General features: G+C 64.3%; 13 protein-coding genes. 4 read left to right on the top strand and 9 right to left on the bottom strand.

Annotated elements, in window-relative coordinates; all coding sequences use genetic code 11:
- Window positions 1–8: 8 nt before the first annotated feature.
- Both urtB and urtA read right to left on the bottom strand, forming a co-directional pair.
- Window positions 9–926 (bottom strand): urea ABC transporter permease subunit UrtB, encoded by a 918-nt coding sequence (gene urtB, locus ACWHXP_RS06555; RefSeq protein ID WP_039787923.1) that lies wholly within the window; start codon window positions 924–926, stop codon window positions 9–11.
- Between the two features lie 118 nt (window positions 927–1044).
- Window positions 1045–2301 carry an urea ABC transporter substrate-binding protein gene (gene urtA / locus ACWHXP_RS06550; RefSeq protein WP_039788032.1) on the bottom strand — a complete coding sequence of 419 codons (1257 nt, stop codon included), beginning with the start codon at window positions 2299–2301 and terminating at the stop codon, window positions 1045–1047.
- A 510-nt stretch (window positions 2302–2811) separates the two neighbouring features.
- Here urtA and ACWHXP_RS06545 point away from each other — a divergent pair.
- The 4 genes from ACWHXP_RS06545 to ACWHXP_RS06530 all read left to right on the top strand — a co-directional run bounded on the left by ACWHXP_RS06545 (window position 2812) and on the right by ACWHXP_RS06530 (window position 8958).
- Complete coding sequence (locus ACWHXP_RS06545; RefSeq protein ID WP_489634198.1) at window positions 2812–6258, top strand: hybrid sensor histidine kinase/response regulator; 3447 nt, start codon at window positions 2812–2814, stop codon at window positions 6256–6258.
- Window positions 6236–7228, top strand: coding sequence for a response regulator (locus tag ACWHXP_RS06540; protein ID WP_489634199.1), 993 nt, complete (start codon window positions 6236–6238; stop codon window positions 7226–7228). The genes ACWHXP_RS06545 and ACWHXP_RS06540 overlap by 23 nt, the downstream gene beginning before the upstream one ends.
- 93 nt (window positions 7229–7321) lie before the next feature.
- Entirely contained in the window at window positions 7322–7519 is a 198-nt protein-coding gene (locus ACWHXP_RS06535; RefSeq protein ID WP_008329502.1) for a hypothetical protein, read from the top strand.
- Window positions 7520–7758: 239 nt separating this feature from the next.
- Entirely contained in the window at window positions 7759–8958 is a 1200-nt protein-coding gene (locus tag ACWHXP_RS06530) for an alginate lyase family protein (protein ID WP_489634200.1), read from the top strand.
- A 54-nt stretch (window positions 8959–9012) separates the two neighbouring features.
- On the opposite strand, the gene ACWHXP_RS06525 is transcribed toward ACWHXP_RS06530, so the two are convergent.
- The 7 genes from ACWHXP_RS06525 to cobO are packed head-to-tail and all read right to left on the bottom strand — an operon-like array spanning window position 9013 to window position 15643.
- Complete coding sequence (locus tag ACWHXP_RS06525) at window positions 9013–10482, bottom strand: cobyric acid synthase (RefSeq protein ID WP_489634201.1); 1470 nt, start codon at window positions 10480–10482, stop codon at window positions 9013–9015.
- On the bottom strand, window positions 10475–11485 hold the full coding sequence (gene cobD, locus ACWHXP_RS06520) for a threonine-phosphate decarboxylase CobD (protein ID WP_489634202.1): 1011 nt from the start codon (window positions 11483–11485) through the stop codon (window positions 10475–10477). The genes ACWHXP_RS06525 and cobD overlap by 8 nt, the downstream gene beginning before the upstream one ends.
- Entirely contained in the window at window positions 11478–12437 is a 960-nt protein-coding gene (gene cbiB / locus ACWHXP_RS06515; protein ID WP_489634203.1) for an adenosylcobinamide-phosphate synthase CbiB, read from the bottom strand. The genes cobD and cbiB overlap by 8 nt, the downstream gene beginning before the upstream one ends.
- The gene (cobU, locus tag ACWHXP_RS06510; protein ID WP_489634204.1) at window positions 12431–13042 is read right to left on the bottom strand and encodes a bifunctional adenosylcobinamide kinase/adenosylcobinamide-phosphate guanylyltransferase; all 612 of its coding nucleotides are present in this window, start codon (window positions 13040–13042) and stop codon (window positions 12431–12433) included. Before cobU ends, cbiB begins: the two co-directional genes overlap by 7 nt.
- Window positions 13039–13710, bottom strand: coding sequence for a 5,6-dimethylbenzimidazole synthase (bluB, locus tag ACWHXP_RS06505; RefSeq protein WP_489623042.1), 672 nt, complete (start codon window positions 13708–13710; stop codon window positions 13039–13041). Before bluB ends, cobU begins: the two co-directional genes overlap by 4 nt.
- A complete protein-coding gene (locus ACWHXP_RS06500) occupies window positions 13707–15041 on the bottom strand; it encodes a cobyrinic acid a,c-diamide synthase CobB (protein ID WP_489634205.1) in 1335 nt (444 codons plus the stop codon). The genes bluB and ACWHXP_RS06500 overlap by 4 nt, the downstream gene beginning before the upstream one ends.
- Window positions 15041–15643, bottom strand: coding sequence for a cob(I)yrinic acid a,c-diamide adenosyltransferase (gene cobO / locus ACWHXP_RS06495; RefSeq protein ID WP_489623043.1), 603 nt, complete (start codon window positions 15641–15643; stop codon window positions 15041–15043). The genes ACWHXP_RS06500 and cobO overlap by 1 nt, the downstream gene beginning before the upstream one ends.
- Window positions 15644–15673: the final 30 nt, after the last annotated feature.

Raw genomic sequence — 15673 nt, 5'->3', positions numbered from 1 at the left:
TTTCAGATTCATTTGCGCACCTTCGCCGAGAACAGCCCTTGCGGACGCAACATCAGGATCAGGATCACCGCCGACAAGGTCAGCACCTTGGCCATGGAACCGGTCAGGAAGAATTCCGCCGTGGACTGCGTCTGTGCAATCGAGAAGGCCGAGGCGATGGTGCCGATGAGGCTTTGCGCGCCACCGAAGACCACCACCAGGAAGGTATCGACGATGTAGAGCGATCCGCTGGTCGGGCCGGTGGAGCCGATGGTCGTGAAAGCCGCACCGGCCACGCCGGCGACCCCGCAACCGAGTGCAAAGGTGGTGCGGTCGACCTTGCGGGTATTGATGCCCACGGCCCCGCTCATGACACGGTTCTGCATGGTTGCCCGCACCTGCAAGCCCCAGCGTGAACGGAACAGCAATACGAAGATGGCACCGGTGAGCAGCACCGTGAGGCCCATCATGAAGAGACCGTTCAAGGGGATGTCGATGGCATCGGTCGGCTTGAAGGAACCCATGAGCCAGTCCGGCAAGGTGGCGCTGACTTCCTTGGCGCCGAAGATGGAACGGAAGGTCTGCTGCATCGCCAGCGACAGGCCCCAGGTCGCCAGCAAAGTATCGAGCGGACGCTTGTAGAGGCGGCTGATGAGCAGCAGCTCGGTGAGATAACCCACGCCATAGGCCACGGCGAAGGACAGCACGATGGCCACGAAGAAATAGAACGGCTGCAAGGCCGGCGCATAGGTGGTGGTCAGGTGCGACAGCAGGTAGGTGATGTAGGCGCCGATGGTGAGGAATTCACCGTGGGCCATGTTGATCACGCCCATCTGCCCGAAGATGATGGCCAGGCCCAGCGCCATCAGCAGCAGCACGCAGAAAACCGAGAGGCCATTGAAGCCCTGCATGGCGAAGATGGCGCCGAATTCGGATAGAGAAACCATGATGACTCCCGACGGGGCAGAGTTGCCGATTGGAGAAATGGGCGGCAGCGCCCGCATGTCACTACAGACGCCGCCGCTTTGCTGCACGAAGGGCCGGTGCGGCACCGGCCGGACCGCCTTACTGGTAGCCCTTGGGGAAGGGATTCGGCTCGATCAGCTCGGACTCGTAGACCACCTTGAATTGGCCATCCTTCTGCGCCTCGCCGATGCGGGTCTTGCTCCACAGGTGATGGTTTTCGTGGACCTTGACGTAGCCTTCGGGCGCGGTCTTGAGTTCGATGCCGGGCGAAGCGGCCACCACCTTGTCGACATCGAAGCTGCCGGCCTTTTCCACGGCAGCCTTCCACAGCCAGGGGCCAAGATAGGCTGCTTGGGTGACGTCGCCGATGACCGAATTGGCACCGAACTTGGCCTTGAATTCGGCCACGAATTTCTTGTTGTTGGCGTTGTCGAGACTCTGGAAATACTTCATCGAGGCAAAGAAGCCTTCCACGTTCTCGCCGCCGATGCCCAGCATTTCATCCTCGGTCACCGAGATGGTCAGCAGGTTCTGGGTCTTGGCGGTGACGCCCGCGGCCTTCAACTGCTTGTAGAAAGCGACGTTGGAGCCACCGACCACGTCGGCAAAGATCACGTCGGGCTTTTTCAACTTGATCTTGTTGATGAGCGAACCGAATTGCGTGTTGCCCAGCGGGTAGTATTCCTCGCCCACCACCGAACCCTTGAGCACGTTCTCGATGTGCTTGCGGGCGATCTTGTTGGAAGTACGCGGCCAGATGTAGTCCGAGCCGACCAGGAAGAAGGTCTTGGCCTTCTTTTCCTTGGCCACCCAGTTCAGGCCTGCCAGCACCTGTTGCGTCGCCTCCTGCCCGGTATAGAACACGTTCTTGGATTGCTCCAGGCCTTCATAGAAGGTCGGGTAATACAGCAGGCCGTTGTCCTTCTCGAACACCGGCAGCACGGCCTTGCGGGAGGCCGACGTCCAGCAGCCGAAGACGGCGGCCACGCGGTCGTTTTCCAGCAGCTTCTTGGCCTTTTCGGCGAAGGTAGGCCAGTCGCTGGCACCGTCTTCCTGGATGATCTTGATCTTGCGGCCGAGGATGCCGCCCATGGCATTGATCTGGTCGATGGCCAGGCGCTCGGCCTGGATCGAACCGGTTTCGCTGATGGCCATGGTGCCGGTGGCCGAGTGCAGCTGGCCGACCGTGACTTCAGTGTCGGTGATGGCCAGCTTGGTGGTGTTGACCTTGGCGGTCGGATACTGCTGGGCCGAGGCCATGCCCGGCAGGGCCGCTGCTGCCGCCCCGGCGGCCAGGCCCATGAGGATCTTGCGGCGCGGGAGCGAGGGAGGATTGGAAGACGAGGAATGCGACATGCGGTACTCCTTTCGGGCGTTGTTGTTGGACTCGGTCTGGGCCATCGTGGCGTCATGCAAGCGGTGAAACGAAGACCGGACAAGTCACTGCCCCGGCAGTGGCGCAGCTCGGGAAACCCCTTCCATCACACGATTCCGGCGCTTCGTTCTGAGGCGCAGAATAGGTTCGCAGGTGCAGCGCAACAATACGTTGTTTGACGTAAGCCCCCTGCTGGTGCGGCCTGCCGGCCTGCACAGCTTTTGCTCATGGCTTGCCTGCTGTTGGTGCGCACTTTGCGTGCGGGGCGTCGGGATGCGGCGACGGCGTTCATGCCGGCTGCCTTTTCTTGGTGAATTCTCATGTCATGCAGACAGGCATCTACGTCATTTGACGTATGCCCTCTTGCCCCGAATGGTTTGAAAATTGCTTGGACATAAACACGAGCCAGGCAGCCCGTCTGCGCTGCAGCACACTGACAGAATGCTGACGGACATGAGCCACCGGAACCCCCGACCCCACCAAGAGCCAACGTGACCCATCCCGCCACACAACGCATCGTCAAGGTCAGGCGCGACTACAACACCTGGGTCGCCAACGAGACGCTGGAAGACTACGCGCTGCGCTACACGCCGCTGTCCTTTCGCCGCTGGTCCGAATTTCGCCTGGCCAACACGGCGCTGGGGGCCACCTCCTTCCTGGCGCTGGAAGCCATCAGCGGGGCCATCACCCTGAGCTATGGCTTCACCAATGCCTTCTGGGCCATCATCTGCGTGATGGTGCTGTTCTTCGCGACCGGCCTGCCCATCAGCTATTACGCGGCGCGCTACGGGGTGGACATGGACCTGCTCACGCGCGGCGCCGGCTTCGGCTACATCGGCTCGACCATCACCTCGCTGATCTATGCCAGCTTCACCTTCATCTTCTTCGCGCTGGAAGCGGCGATCATGGCGCAGGCCATCGAGATCTATTTCGGCCTCCCGCTGGTGTATGGCTATGTGCTCTGTTCGCTCATCATCATCCCCATGGTGGCCTACGGCATCACCCTCATCAATCGCCTGCAGATGTGGACCCAGCCCCTGTGGCTGGTGCTGCTGGTGCTGCCCTATGCCTGCGTGCTGTACAAGGAACCGGAGGCACTGTCGAACCTGATGAGCTTCGCGGGCCGTGCCGAAGAAGGCAGCTCCTTCAACCTCACGCTCTTCGGCGCTGCCGCCACGGTGGCCTTCTCGCTCATTGCGCAAGTGGGCGAACAGGTGGACTTCCTGCGCTTCCTGCCGCAGAAGACCGCCGCCAATCGCGGCCGCTGGTGGAGTGCCCTGCTGCTGGCCGGACCCGGCTGGATCCTGCTGGGCGGGGCCAAGATGCTGGGCGGCACGCTGCTGGCATTCCTCGCCATCCAGCATGAAGTGCCGATGGCACGTGCCGTGGAACCGACCCAAATGTACCTGATCGGCTATCAGTACGTGTTCGGCAATCCGGCCTTTGCGCTGGGGGCGGTGGTGCTGTTCGTGGTGGTGTCGCAGATCAAGATCAATGTCACCAACGCCTATGCCGGCTCGCTGGCCTGGTCCAACTTCTTTGCGCGCCTCACGCACAGCCATCCGGGGCGCGTGGTGTGGCTGGTCTTCAACGTGCTGATCGCGGTGCTGCTCATGGAGCTGGGGGTGTTCAATGCGCTGGAACACGTGCTGGCGCTCTACAGCCTGGTGGCCATCTCCTGGATCGGGGCCGTGGTGGCCGATCTGGTCATCAACAAGCCGCTGCGCCTGAGCCCGGCGCACATTGAATTCAAGCGCGCTCACCTGTATGACGTGAATCCCGTTGGTGTCGGTTCAATGGTGATTGCCACCCTGCTCTCCACACTGGCCATGTCGGGCGTGATGGGCAAGACCATTGCCGCGATGGCCCCCTTCATCGCATTGGGGACGGCGCTGGTGACGGCGCCGCTGATCGCGCTGGCCACCGGCAGCCGCTACTACATCGCGCGGCGCGATACGCTGTGCGAGCAGAACTATCGGCCCGTCACACCCGGACAGGCGCACTCGGTACTGGATTGCGTGATCTGTGGCAATGCGTTCGAGACGCCGGACATGGCGCATTGTCCAGCCTACCAGGGGGCCATCTGTTCGCTGTGCTGTTCACTCGATGCACGCTGCAAGGACCGCTGCAAGACGCCCCGCGCACGCCTGCCCAACCAGATTCTTCATACGCTGCGCCAGCTGATCCCTGCGCGCTTCGCACTCAAGCTCAATACGCGTATCGGGCATTACCTGAGTGTCTTCGGGCTGCTGGCAGGCGGGCTGGCCATCGTGTTGTGGATGCTGTATTTCCAGCAGATGGCCGATCTCTCCGGGCTGAGCTTATCTGCACCGGATTCGTTGCGGGGCGTCTTCATCAAGCTGTTCTGCCTGCTGCTGGTAGTGGTTGGCGTCGGTGCCTGGTGGCTGGTGCTCACCAATGAAAGCCGCGCCGTGGCCCAGGAAGAATCGGAGCGCCAGACCAACCTGCTGCTGCAGGAAATCGAAGCCCACAAGCAGACCGATGCCGAACTGCAGCGCGCCAAGGAAGCCGCCGAATCGGCCAACCTGGCCAAGAGCCGCTTCGTGGCCGGCATGAGCCACGAACTGCGCACGCCCTTGAACAGCATCCTCGGCTATGCACAGATCCTGCACGTGGACGCCACCATCCCGCCGGCCCGCAAGGAAGCCATCGCCATCATCCGCCGCAGTGGAGAACATTTGCTGAGCCTCATCGATGGCCTGCTCGACATCGCCAAGATCGAAGCCGGCAAGATGCGGCTGGCCTCGGACGAGCTGGCGCTGGAAGCCTTCCTGGAACAGATCGTCGGCATGTTCGCGCCACAGGCCGAACAGAAGGGCCTGCACTTCCGCTTCGAGAAATCCGGACGCCTGCCGCAGATCGTGCACGCGGACCAGAAGCGGCTGCGCCAGATCCTCATCAACCTGCTGGGCAATGCGGTGAAATTCACCGATCACGGCGGCGTCACGCTCAAGCTGCGCTACGCCCGCGAGATCGCGTATTTCGATGTGATCGACAGCGGCATCGGCATTGCCGACGAGGACCTGGAACGCATCTTCCTGCCCTTCGAGCGCAGCAGCGCCGCCAATCTGCGCGAAGACATCGGCACCGGCCTGGGCTTGGCCATCAGCCGCATGCTGGTGCACATCATGGGCGGCGAACTGAGCGTGCAGAGCAGGGTCGGCCACGGCAGCAGTTTCCATCTCAAGATCTACCTGCCTGAAATACACGTCCCGCGCCCGCGCATCAAGCTGGAAGACCAGATGTCGGGCTACACGGGTCCTTCTCGCCACATCCTGGTGGTGGACGACCAGGCCTCGCAACGTCGCCTGCTCAGGGACATGCTCATGCCCCTGGGATTCGTGGTGAGCGAAGCCGACAGCGGACTGGCCTGCATGGAGCGTCTGGGACGCGAAGTCCCGGACCTGATCCTGCTGGATATCGCCATGCCGCAGATGGATGGCTGGACGGTGGCCCGCGCCATCCGCGCACGCGGGCTCACGCAGCTGCCCATCCTGCTGGTCTCGGCCAATGCCTTCGAGAACCTGCATGAGCGCAACGAACCGCCGCTGGTCAATGACTTCGTAGTCAAGCCGGTCTCGTATCACGAATTGCTGGGCAAGATCCGCCAGCATCTGCAACTGGATTGGGTGGCGAGCATCCTTCCTGCTGTGCCGGCAGAAGTGCCGCCGACACCTGCGGCGCCACAGGCCCTGATGCTGGTGCCACCGCAAGACAAGCTGGCCACCCTGCTGGAACTGGGCAGCATCGGCTACGCCAAGGAAATCCTGCGCCAGCTCGACGCCATGGAGCGCCAGCAGCCGGCCTACCTGCCCTTCACCACCGAGCTGCGGCAGCTGGTCAAGCAATTCCGACTGAACGAATACGTCACCCGCATCAAGGAGCTGATCCGACATGATCTCAACGACGTTCGATAGACACGTGGTACTGATCGTCGATGACATGCCCGACAACCTGGCCATGTTGTCCGACGCGCTCGATGAGAGCGGCCACATCGTGCTGGTCGCCACCGACGGCCTGGCGGCGCTGGAGCGGCTGGATCACATCACGCCCGACCTGATCCTGCTGGATGCGATGATGCCCGGCATCGATGGCTTCGAGACCTGTCGCCGCATCAAGCAGGTCAAGCGCGTGGCGCATGTCCCGGTGGTGTTCATGACGGGCCTGTCGGAGACCGAGCACGTGGTGCGCGGCTTCGAGGTCGGCGGCATCGACTACGTGACCAAGCCGATCCGTCCGCAGGAGGTAGTGGCGCGCATTGGTGCGCATATCCGTACTGCGCGCATGATGACGCAGACGCGCGGCATGCTGGAACATGCGGCAAATGCAGTGATCGTTCTGGGCGGCAATGGCTTGCCAATGTGGCAGACCAGCAAGGCCTCACAGTGGCTGGAAAAATACTATGGTCCGGCGGCACCGGCCAGTCACAAGCTGCCCGGGCCCTTGCAGGTCTGGCTCAACGAGCAGCTGGTACGGCAGCGCCAGGGCGAGAGCCTGGATCACGTACCGCCGTTGATCGTGCGCCAGCAACAGGATGAACTGCACATCACCCTCTCCGGTCCGGGCCAGGGTCATGGCGTGAGCCTGGTGCTGGAGGAGAAGATAGCCGGCTCGGCGCATCGCGGCGAAGAGCTCATGGTCCTGCCGGCCACTCTGGAAGGCGCACGCCTGACGCCGCGCGAAAGCGACGTGCTGCTCTGGCTGGGCAAGGGCAAGACCAACCGCGACATCGCCGAGATCCTCGGCATGAGTCCGCGTACCGTCAACAAGCACCTGGAACATATCTTCGTGAAGCTGGGGGTGGAGACGAGATCGGCGGCGGCGGTGCTGGCCAGCAGTATCGCGGCGGCCAGCGGTACCAGCAGCGGCAGCCAGTTGCTGCAATGAACCCGGCCCAATAAAAGTGCGCACGCATGGCCGGTTTGGCCTATCCTTGCACAGGGCACTCACGCCCATCATTACCGAAGCAAAGGAGTCAACATGCCCAAGAAAGAGAAACTGGACCCGGAAACCGAAGCCCTGATCCAATGGTGTACCGAAGTCGAGCAATTCCTGGTCAAGGGCGGTGCCACGCTGGACCAGGCACAAGAGCACATCGAGGAACAGGTCGAATGGTTCACTGACCTCTACTACGATGGCCTCACCCCGGAAGAAGCCGCCAAGGAAGCCCTCGCCTGATTCTTATCCGCCACTCCCCCAACCGCATCCCGGCCCGCAAGGCCGGGATTTTCTTTGGCTGACACGCCGCACCGTGACACCGGGGCCGCCGGGGCAGGCCACCATTCACAGGACAAGGCAAGTGAAACGTCTGTGATCTGAGCTGAACCCGGCCAACGTAACGCAGTCAGAGGACGAGCCTGGTTCAGTGATGCCAGGCTTTGCAGGACACTCCACTATCGCCCCTTCACGCGCACACCATGCTGACAATTTTCTTGCAGACCACCCGAACCACACTGCGTACCGCCTTGCTTTGCCTGTGCGCGGGATGCACGCCGCTGGCGCTGGCCGAAGGCAGCGCCTTCGTTCATCCGGGCGGCCTGCACACCACCGCCGATTTCACCCGGATCAAGACCCGCCTGGCCGCCATGGACCAGCCCTGGACTGCAGGCTGGCAGCGCCTCACCGGCAACCGCCACGCCGGCCTCGACTGGCAGCCGGCGGCGGTCCCCGTGATCTATCGCGGCAAGGATGGAGCCGGACATGCAGAAAACTACAGCCGCCTCTTCAACGATGCGGCCGCAGCCTATGCCCTGGCCCTGCGCTGGAAAATCAGCGGCGACGATCGCTATGCCGCGCGCGCGACGCTCCTGCTTGACGCATGGGCCAGCACCTTGCAAGCCATCGACGGCAGTTCGGACCGTTTTTTGGCATCGGGCATCTATGGCTACCAGCTGGCCAACGCGGGAGAACTCCTGCGCGACTATCCACATTGGCCGGGCGGCGGCTTCAACGCGTTCAAGGACATGATGCTGCGGGTCTTCTACCCGATGAATCACGACTTCCTCACCCGCCACAATGGAGCCCGCATCGATCACTACTGGGCCAACTGGGACCTCGCCAACATGAGTTCGATGATGGCGATCGGGATCCTGGCCGATCGCCACGATCTCTACCAGGAAGCCGTCCGCTACTTCAAGCAGGGAGCCGGCAATGGTGCCATCAACAATCTGGTCTGGACGCTCTATCCCGACGGTCTTGGCCAGATCCAGGAAAGCGGTCGCGACCAGGGACACAGCCTGCTGGACCTGGCCCTTGCCGGCGCGTTCTGCCAGATGGCCTGGAACCAGGGTGATGACCTGTTCGGCTACGAGAATAACCGGCTGCTGCGCGGTGCCGAATATGTGGCGCGCTACAACCTGGGCGATACCGTTCCCTTCACGCCTTATCACAACAGCGACGTGACGCAGGAGACCATCTCACCCGCAGGCCGTGGCGAACTGCGTCCGATCTGGGAACTGCTGTACCAGCACTATGTGGTGCTCAAAGGCCTGCCCGCGCCCGCCGTGCAACGCTTCGCCGAGAAGGTGCGGCCAGAGGGAGGCGGCGGCGACTACGGACCCAACAGTGGTGGTTACGATCAGACCGGCTATGGCACCCTGATGTACACCTTGCGTTAGCAAGCCGCCCTTCCGGCAGCGCCAGGCAATCAGACGTGCGTCTGGCCTGCCGTATTACTTCAGCGCAAACCGCGTCGGCACCCGCTGCAGGGCGTCATACAAGGGCCGGCAGGACTCGGCCAGACGCTCCAGGCTGGCCTCGCGCAGCGCGTCCAGATCCACCGGCGCCGTTCCCGCCAGTCCGGCCCAGGCCAGCAGCGCACCGAAGGCTTGCGGCGTATCGAACATGCCATGCAGGTAGCTGCCCAGGATCTGACCATCTTCCGATTGCGCACCCTCGCCGCGCCCGTCGATCACGAACGCAGGACGCCCCAGCGCCGGGCCGGAGGACACGCCCATGTGGATCTCGTAGCCACTGACCGTTGCAGCCGTCTCTCCGAAGGCACACTGGCCGCTGACCTGCAGCAGTTTCTTCTCACGCGTCAGTTCGGTACGCATGGGCAGCAAGCCGAGGCCGGCACTGCTGCCGGGCGCACCTTCCACACCATGCGGATCGTCCACGCTCTCCCCTAACATCTGGAAGCCGCCACAAATGCCGATGAGCTTGCCGCCATAGCGCAGGTGCCGTGCGATGGCCGTGTCCCAGCCATGTTCCCGCAGCCAGCGCAGGTCGCCGCGCGTGTTCTTGCTGCCGGGCAAGATGATGAGATCGGCGGGCGGCACCGGCTGACCCGGCCCGATGAAACACAGGTCCACACCGGGATGGGCACGCAGCGCGTCAAAGTCGGTGTGGTTGCTGATGCGCGGAAAGACCGGCACCACAATGCGGAAATCGCCCTTGACTTCCTGCGTGGCCGCCACGGCATCCTCGGCATCGAGATGCAGTCCGTGCAGGTAAGGCAGCACCGCCAGCACGGGCTTGCCGGTGCGGGCTTCGAGCCAATCCAGGCCGCCCTGCAAGAGACTGATATCGCCCCGAAAACGATTGATGACGAAGCCGATCACGCGCTCGCGCTCACTCTCGGAAAGGCAATCGAGCGTGCCGGTCAGATGGGCGAAGACGCCGCCCCGGTCGATGTCGGCCACGATGATGACCGGACAATCGACCGCTTCCGCAAAGCCCATGTTGGCGATGTCACGCGCGCGCAGGTTGATCTCGGCCGGACTGCCCGCGCCCTCCACGATCACGCAGGCATATTGCGTGCGCAGGCGCTCGTAGGATTGCAGCACGGCCTGCATGGCTTCGGTCTTGTAGCGGTGATAGTCACGGGCGTTCATATCCGCGCGCACCTTGCCATGCACGATGACCTGAGCGCCGGTATCGCTGGAAGGTTTCAGCAGCACCGGATTCATATCGGTGTGGGGCGCGATGCCGGCGGCCTGGGCCTGCAGGGCCTGGGCCCGTCCGATCTCGCCGCCATCCCTGGTGACGGCGCTGTTCAGGGCCATGTTCTGCGGCTTGAAGGGGGCGACGCCGATGCCATCCTTCTTCAGCAGGCGACACAGCGCAGCGGCCAGGGTGCTCTTGCCGGCATCCGACGTGGTGCCCTGAATCATCAAGGTGTGAAAGGGAAAATCAGCCACGTTGGCTCCATGTGTTCAAGGCATCTTGCAGACGCGTCCAGCCCGCTTCATCCGGCGGCAGGCCGAGCCGGATGCCACCGGCACCGCGCGTGAAGAGGCGCACCCAGATGCCGGCACGCGCCATCGCTTCATGAAACGCCTGCGCCCTGGACTCGGGCCACCACTGGAACAGCGCCGTACCACTGGCGCGGATGCCGTGCTGCGCCAGCAGCGCATGCAGGCGTTCGCCTTCGGCCAGCAAGGTCCGCAACGTGGCCGCCTGCCACGGTCGATCACACAGCGCGGCGCTGCCGATCTGCTGCGCCGGGCCGCTGATGGACCAGGGACCGAGCCAGTCGGCCAGCGCCTCCAGCACGGCGGGCGCAGCCCCCACGAAACCCAGCCGCAAACCGGCCAGGCCAAAAAACTTGCCGACCGACCGCAGCACGATCAGGCCAGGCTGGTCGCTGTGGGCGGCCACGCTGTGGCCCTGCACGGTGTCGCCAAAAGCCTCATCCACCACCAGCCAGCCACCGCGTGCGGCCAGCAGCGTCGACCAGCGTAATACATCCTCCGGTGCCGCCATGGCACCGGTCGGGTTGTTGGGATTGCACAGCACCAGCACCTCGCAGCGCGACTCACGGACCGCCTCATCCAGATCGTCATACGGCACCTCCCGCACGGCATGCCCTGCACGCCGCCAGCAGTGGGCGTGTTCGGCATAGATGGGGGCCGCGACCACCACCTGTGCCGGTCGGCCTTGCTGTTGCAGGCGCAGTTGCGGCAATGCCTGTATCGCCGCTTGCGTGCCCGCCACGGCCAGCAGGCGGGGCGCGCCGTAATACGCGCAGGCGGCCTGTTCCAGCGCGTGCGAGGGCTCGGGCAGGCGATGCCATGCATCGGGCGCAGGTGCAGGGGCCGGGTAAGGACGCGGATTGATGCCGGTGGAGAGGTCCAGCCAGTCACTGCGCGGACGGCCATAATGGCGTGCCGCGTCGTTGAGATTGCCGCCGTGTTCAAGCATGGTGCGCTCCCATTCCGGTAGCCAAACTCAGCAGCGCCAGCGCACAGACCACGGCCACCCACAGCGCCGTGCTCATCGCCACCAGACGCCAGGCACGCACGATGTCCGGCCCTTGCGGCGGCAGGCCGCGTCCCAGCGGAGGGCGCTCTTCCACTTCACCGTCGTAGATGGCAGGTCCGCCCAGGGCCAGGCCCAGTGCGCCTGCTCCGGCAGCCATCACGGGGCCGGCATTGGGGCTGCTCCATGCGGGTGCCTGTGCTTTCCAGCAATCCAAAGCCTGGCGGCGCTGGCCCAGCCACGCGTAGGAGAACGCGGTCAGGCGGGCGGGCAGCCAGTTGAGGGCATCATCGATGCGGGCGGCAGACCAGCCAAAATACCGGAAACGCGCATTGCGATAGCCCCACATGGCATCCAGCGTATTGGCCAGCCGGAACAACAACGCCCCCGGACCGCCCGCCACCAGAAACCAGAACAAGGTGCCGAAGACGGCATCGTTGCCATTCTCCAGCAGGGATTCAACGCCCGCCTTGGCCAGCTCGCCCTCGCAGGACTCACGCGTATCACGGCTGACGATGTACGAGGTCAGCCGCCGTGCCAGTGGCAGATCGCCTTGCGCCAGCGCCTGCGCAATCGGCAGCGTATGTTCGCGCAGGCTGCGCAGGCCGATGCAGAAATACAGCAGCGCCGCATGCGCCAGCGCGGCCAGCCATCCCGGCAATACGGAGAGCAGCCAAGCGCAAGCCAGCACCGGCGGCAACACCGCCAGGCACCAGGCCAGCACGCCGCGCAGACGCAGCGCGGGAGCGTGATTGAGCCTGCCCTCGATGCACTTGGCCAGGTTGCCGAAGCCGACCAGCGGATGCCAGCGCCGCGCCTCGCCCAGCAGCAGGTCCAGCGCGATGCCCAGCGCCATCAATGCGCCCAGCGCGGGCCACGACAGCCCGCTCAACATGGATGGTCCTTGAAGGTCAGCGGCAGGCCGGCCGCCACCCATTGCACGCGTTCGCACAGGGCCGCTACAGCCTGGTTCAGGCGCCCTGCCTCATCGACGAACCAGCGCGAGATCGCCCCCTGCGGCACGATGCCCATACCCACTTCATTGGAGACCAGGATCACGCTACCCTGCGCGTCCTGCAAGGCGCGCAGGAAATCCGCGCGCTGCTGCGTAAAGGCCAGCGGCGGCGTGATCGGCCCTACCTCCGGATAGTCCACGCCCTCGGCGAAGAGCAGGTTGGCCAGCCAGACGGTGAGACAGTCGACCAGCACCACGGACTCGGGCCGGCTCAGGCTGCGCAGCGCCTGACCCAATGCCAGCGGTTCTTCCACGGTGCTCCAGTGGCCGCCCAGCGCGCGGCGGCGCCGCTGGTGATGGGCGATGCGTTCCTGCATCTCGGCATCGTCGCGGCTGGCGGCGCGATTGGCGGTGGCCAGATAGACGATCTCCTGCGGACCGGACTGCGCCGCCGCCAGGGCCAGGCGTTCCGCGTGGGCACTCTTGCCGCTGCGGGCGCCGCCGAAGATGAGGCTGCGATGTCGGGTTGAGATTGGGGAAGTCATGCTTGTGATGCTCCTTGCGCGGGCCAGCGGTCTTCAAAGACCAGGTCCTGCAGACGTTGGCGGGTCGCCCATTGCTCCTGCTCCAGCATGGGCTTGTCATAGAAAGCGGGCACGTGGCCCAGGCACAGCACCGCCACCGGTTCGGCGCCTTCCGGCAGATGCAGCAATTGCGCCAGTGCCACCGGATCGAAGAGCGACACCCAACCCATCCCCAGCCCTTCGGCACGGGCGGCCAGCCACATGTTCTGCAGCGCGCAGGACAGCGAAGCCAGGTCCATCTGCGGCAGGGTGCGGCGGCCGAAGATATGGGCCTCGCGCTGGTCCATCAGGGCTGCGACCAGCACCTCGCCACACTCGCGGATGCCTTCCACCTTCAGTCGCATGAATTCGTCTTCGCGCTGATCCAGTGCGCGGGCAGTGGCGATGCGTTCCCGCTCCACCAGGGCATGGATCTGCTGGCGCAGCGCCTGGCTGCGGATGCGAATGAAACGCCACGGCTGCATGAAGCCCACACTGGGACCGTGATGGGCCGCCTGCAGCAGGCGTTCCAGCAGTTCAGGCGCGACCGCATCGGGCAGGAAATGGCGCATGTCGCGCCGCTCGCGAATGACACGGTAGACCGCATCGATCTGCGCCTGCGGATAGCGGTGAGAGACGCCCTCGCTCATGAGGCCGCCCCTCCCAGCAGCGCCGCCACCGTGCGCGGCGCCGAACGGAAATAGGCGTGCAGATAGCTGGCGGTGACCTGGCCACGGCGATAGACCACTTCCCCTTCGGAAGAATCAAAGAGACGCTCGCCGCGTGCGATGAATTCCGCCCCGACCACCGCACGCGAATAGTGGAAGGTATGGCAGCGCAGATGCTCGCCGACTGCGCCGGGCAGGTTCAGTTGCAAGGTCTGGTAACCGAGTCCCTGCAGGCGCGGCTGCACCGTGGCCTGGCCGGGCAGGATGCCGCACAGCTGGCCGCTGCTGCCGTCACCGGCAATGACCGTCTCCAGCAGGAACAGCATGCCGCCGCATTCCGCATAGAGCGGCTTGCCGGCCCCGGCATGCGCGCGCAGGCAGGACTGGGTACGTTGCGCGGCCTGCAGGGCTGGCAGGTGCAGTTCCGGATAACCGCCCGGCAGCCAAACCGCGTCGCACTCCGGGACCGCTTCATCGGCCAGCGGCGAGAAGAAGGTCACGGTGGCGCCCATGAGCGCCAGCAGATCGAGGTTGGCGGGGTAAATGAAGGAAAACGCCAGATCGCGCGCCACGGCGATGGTCTTGCCCTCCAGCAGGCGCGGGAATGCGCGTTCCGGCGGGGGCGTGCCGAAGTCCACTTCCGGAGGCAGATTGGCCAGTGAAGTAGCGGACATTCTTTCGGCCACGGCATCCAGGCGCGCATCCAGATCGGCGATCTCGGGCGCAGCCACCAGGCCCAGGTGGCGCTCCGGCAAGGCGAATTGCATGTCGCGCTGCAAGCCGGTCAGCAGCGGCACTGAAGGCCGTGCATTCTGCAGGCCCTGGCGCAGCATCTGCGCATGGCGCGGACTTGCCACGCCATTGGCCAGCACCCCCGCGAACTTGAGCTCGGGACGATAGGCCAGCAAGCCTTGCGCCAGCGCGCCGATGGTCTGGCCCATACCGCGCGCATTGATGACGGCCACGATGGGAATGCCCAGCAACTGCGCCAGATCGGCACTGCTGGGCTCGCCATCGAAGAGGCCCATCACGCCTTCCACCAGCAATACATCGGATTCGGCGGCGGCCAGTGCCACCTGGCGGCGGCAGTGATCCTCCCCGCCCAGCCACAGGTCGAGGTTGGCCACCGGCTGGCCGCTGGCCTGCTGCAACACCATCGGATCGAGGAAATCCGGTCCGGTCTTGAACACCCGCACCCGCTTGCCCTGGTGCCGGTACAGGCGTGCCAGGGCGGCGGTGATGGTGGTCTTGCCGTGGCCCGAGGCCGGGGCCGAGATGAACAGGGCCGGGCAACGATATTGCGGGGCAGACATCAGAACTCCACGCCTTTCTGCGCCTTCACCCCCTGCTCCTTGTAGGGATGTTTCAGCGGGCGCATCTCGCTGACCAGGTCGGCCTGTTCAATCAAGGCCTCCGGCGCATGGCGGCCGGTGACGACGATGTGCAGCATCTCGCGGCGTGCCGCGAAGACACTCAGCACTTCCTCCAGATCGAGGTACTGGTATTTCAGGACGATGTTGAGTTCATCCAGGATCACCATGTCGTAGCTCGGATCCCCGATCATGCGCACGGCCTCGTCCCAGCCGCGCGCGGCGGTGCGCATGTCGGCGTCGCGGTCCTGGGTATCCCAGGTGTAGCCTTCGCCGACGACGTGGAAGTCACAGTTGGCGTGCCCGCCCAGGAAGTCGCGCTCGGCGCTGTAGAGCGCGCCCTTGATGAACTGCACCACGCCCAGCTTCATGCCGTGGCCGAGGATGCGCATGCCCATGCCGAAGGCGGCACTGGACTTGCCCTTGCCGGTACCGGTGTTGACGATCAGCAGACCCTTTTCCTTCTGGGCGGCGGCCTTCTTCTTTTCGAAGCCCTCCTTGTGACGCTGGGTCATGCGCTTGTGCGATTCGGGATCGGTTTTCATGGTGAGGTTCTTTCCTGGTACTGCAACAAA

The sequence above is a fragment of the Herbaspirillum sp. Her2 genome, from assembly GCF_057961375.1.
Note: the sequence above shows the minus strand (reverse complement) of the source record. Positions and strands in the feature narration are given on the sequence as shown.

Bases quoted from the DNA above. Each gene is read 5' to 3' on its own strand.
- cobD (WP_489634202.1), bottom strand. From the start codon at position 11,485: ATGCTTGAACACGGCGGCAATCTCAACGACGCGGCACGCCATTATGGC.
- ACWHXP_RS06540 (WP_489634199.1), top strand. From the start codon at position 6,236: ATGATCTCAACGACGTTCGATAGACACGTGGTACTGATCGTCGATGAC.
- ACWHXP_RS06530 (WP_489634200.1), top strand. From the start codon at position 7,759: ATGCTGACAATTTTCTTGCAGACCACCCGAACCACACTGCGTACCGCC.
- ACWHXP_RS06500 (WP_489634205.1), bottom strand. From the start codon at position 15,041: ATGTCTGCCCCGCAATATCGTTGCCCGGCCCTGTTCATCTCGGCCCCG.
- cobU (WP_489634204.1), bottom strand. From the start codon at position 13,042: ATGACTTCCCCAATCTCAACCCGACATCGCAGCCTCATCTTCGGCGGC.
- ACWHXP_RS06535 (WP_008329502.1), top strand. From the start codon at position 7,322: ATGCCCAAGAAAGAGAAACTGGACCCGGAAACCGAAGCCCTGATCCAA.
- cobO (WP_489623043.1), bottom strand. From the start codon at position 15,643: ATGAAAACCGATCCCGAATCGCACAAGCGCATGACCCAGCGTCACAAG.
- urtB (WP_039787923.1), bottom strand. From the start codon at position 926: ATGGTTTCTCTATCCGAATTCGGCGCCATCTTCGCCATGCAGGGCTTC.
- cbiB (WP_489634203.1), bottom strand. From the start codon at position 12,437: ATGTTGAGCGGGCTGTCGTGGCCCGCGCTGGGCGCATTGATGGCGCTG.
- urtA (WP_039788032.1), bottom strand. From the start codon at position 2,301: ATGTCGCATTCCTCGTCTTCCAATCCTCCCTCGCTCCCGCGCCGCAAG.
- bluB (WP_489623042.1), bottom strand. From the start codon at position 13,710: ATGAGCGAGGGCGTCTCTCACCGCTATCCGCAGGCGCAGATCGATGCG.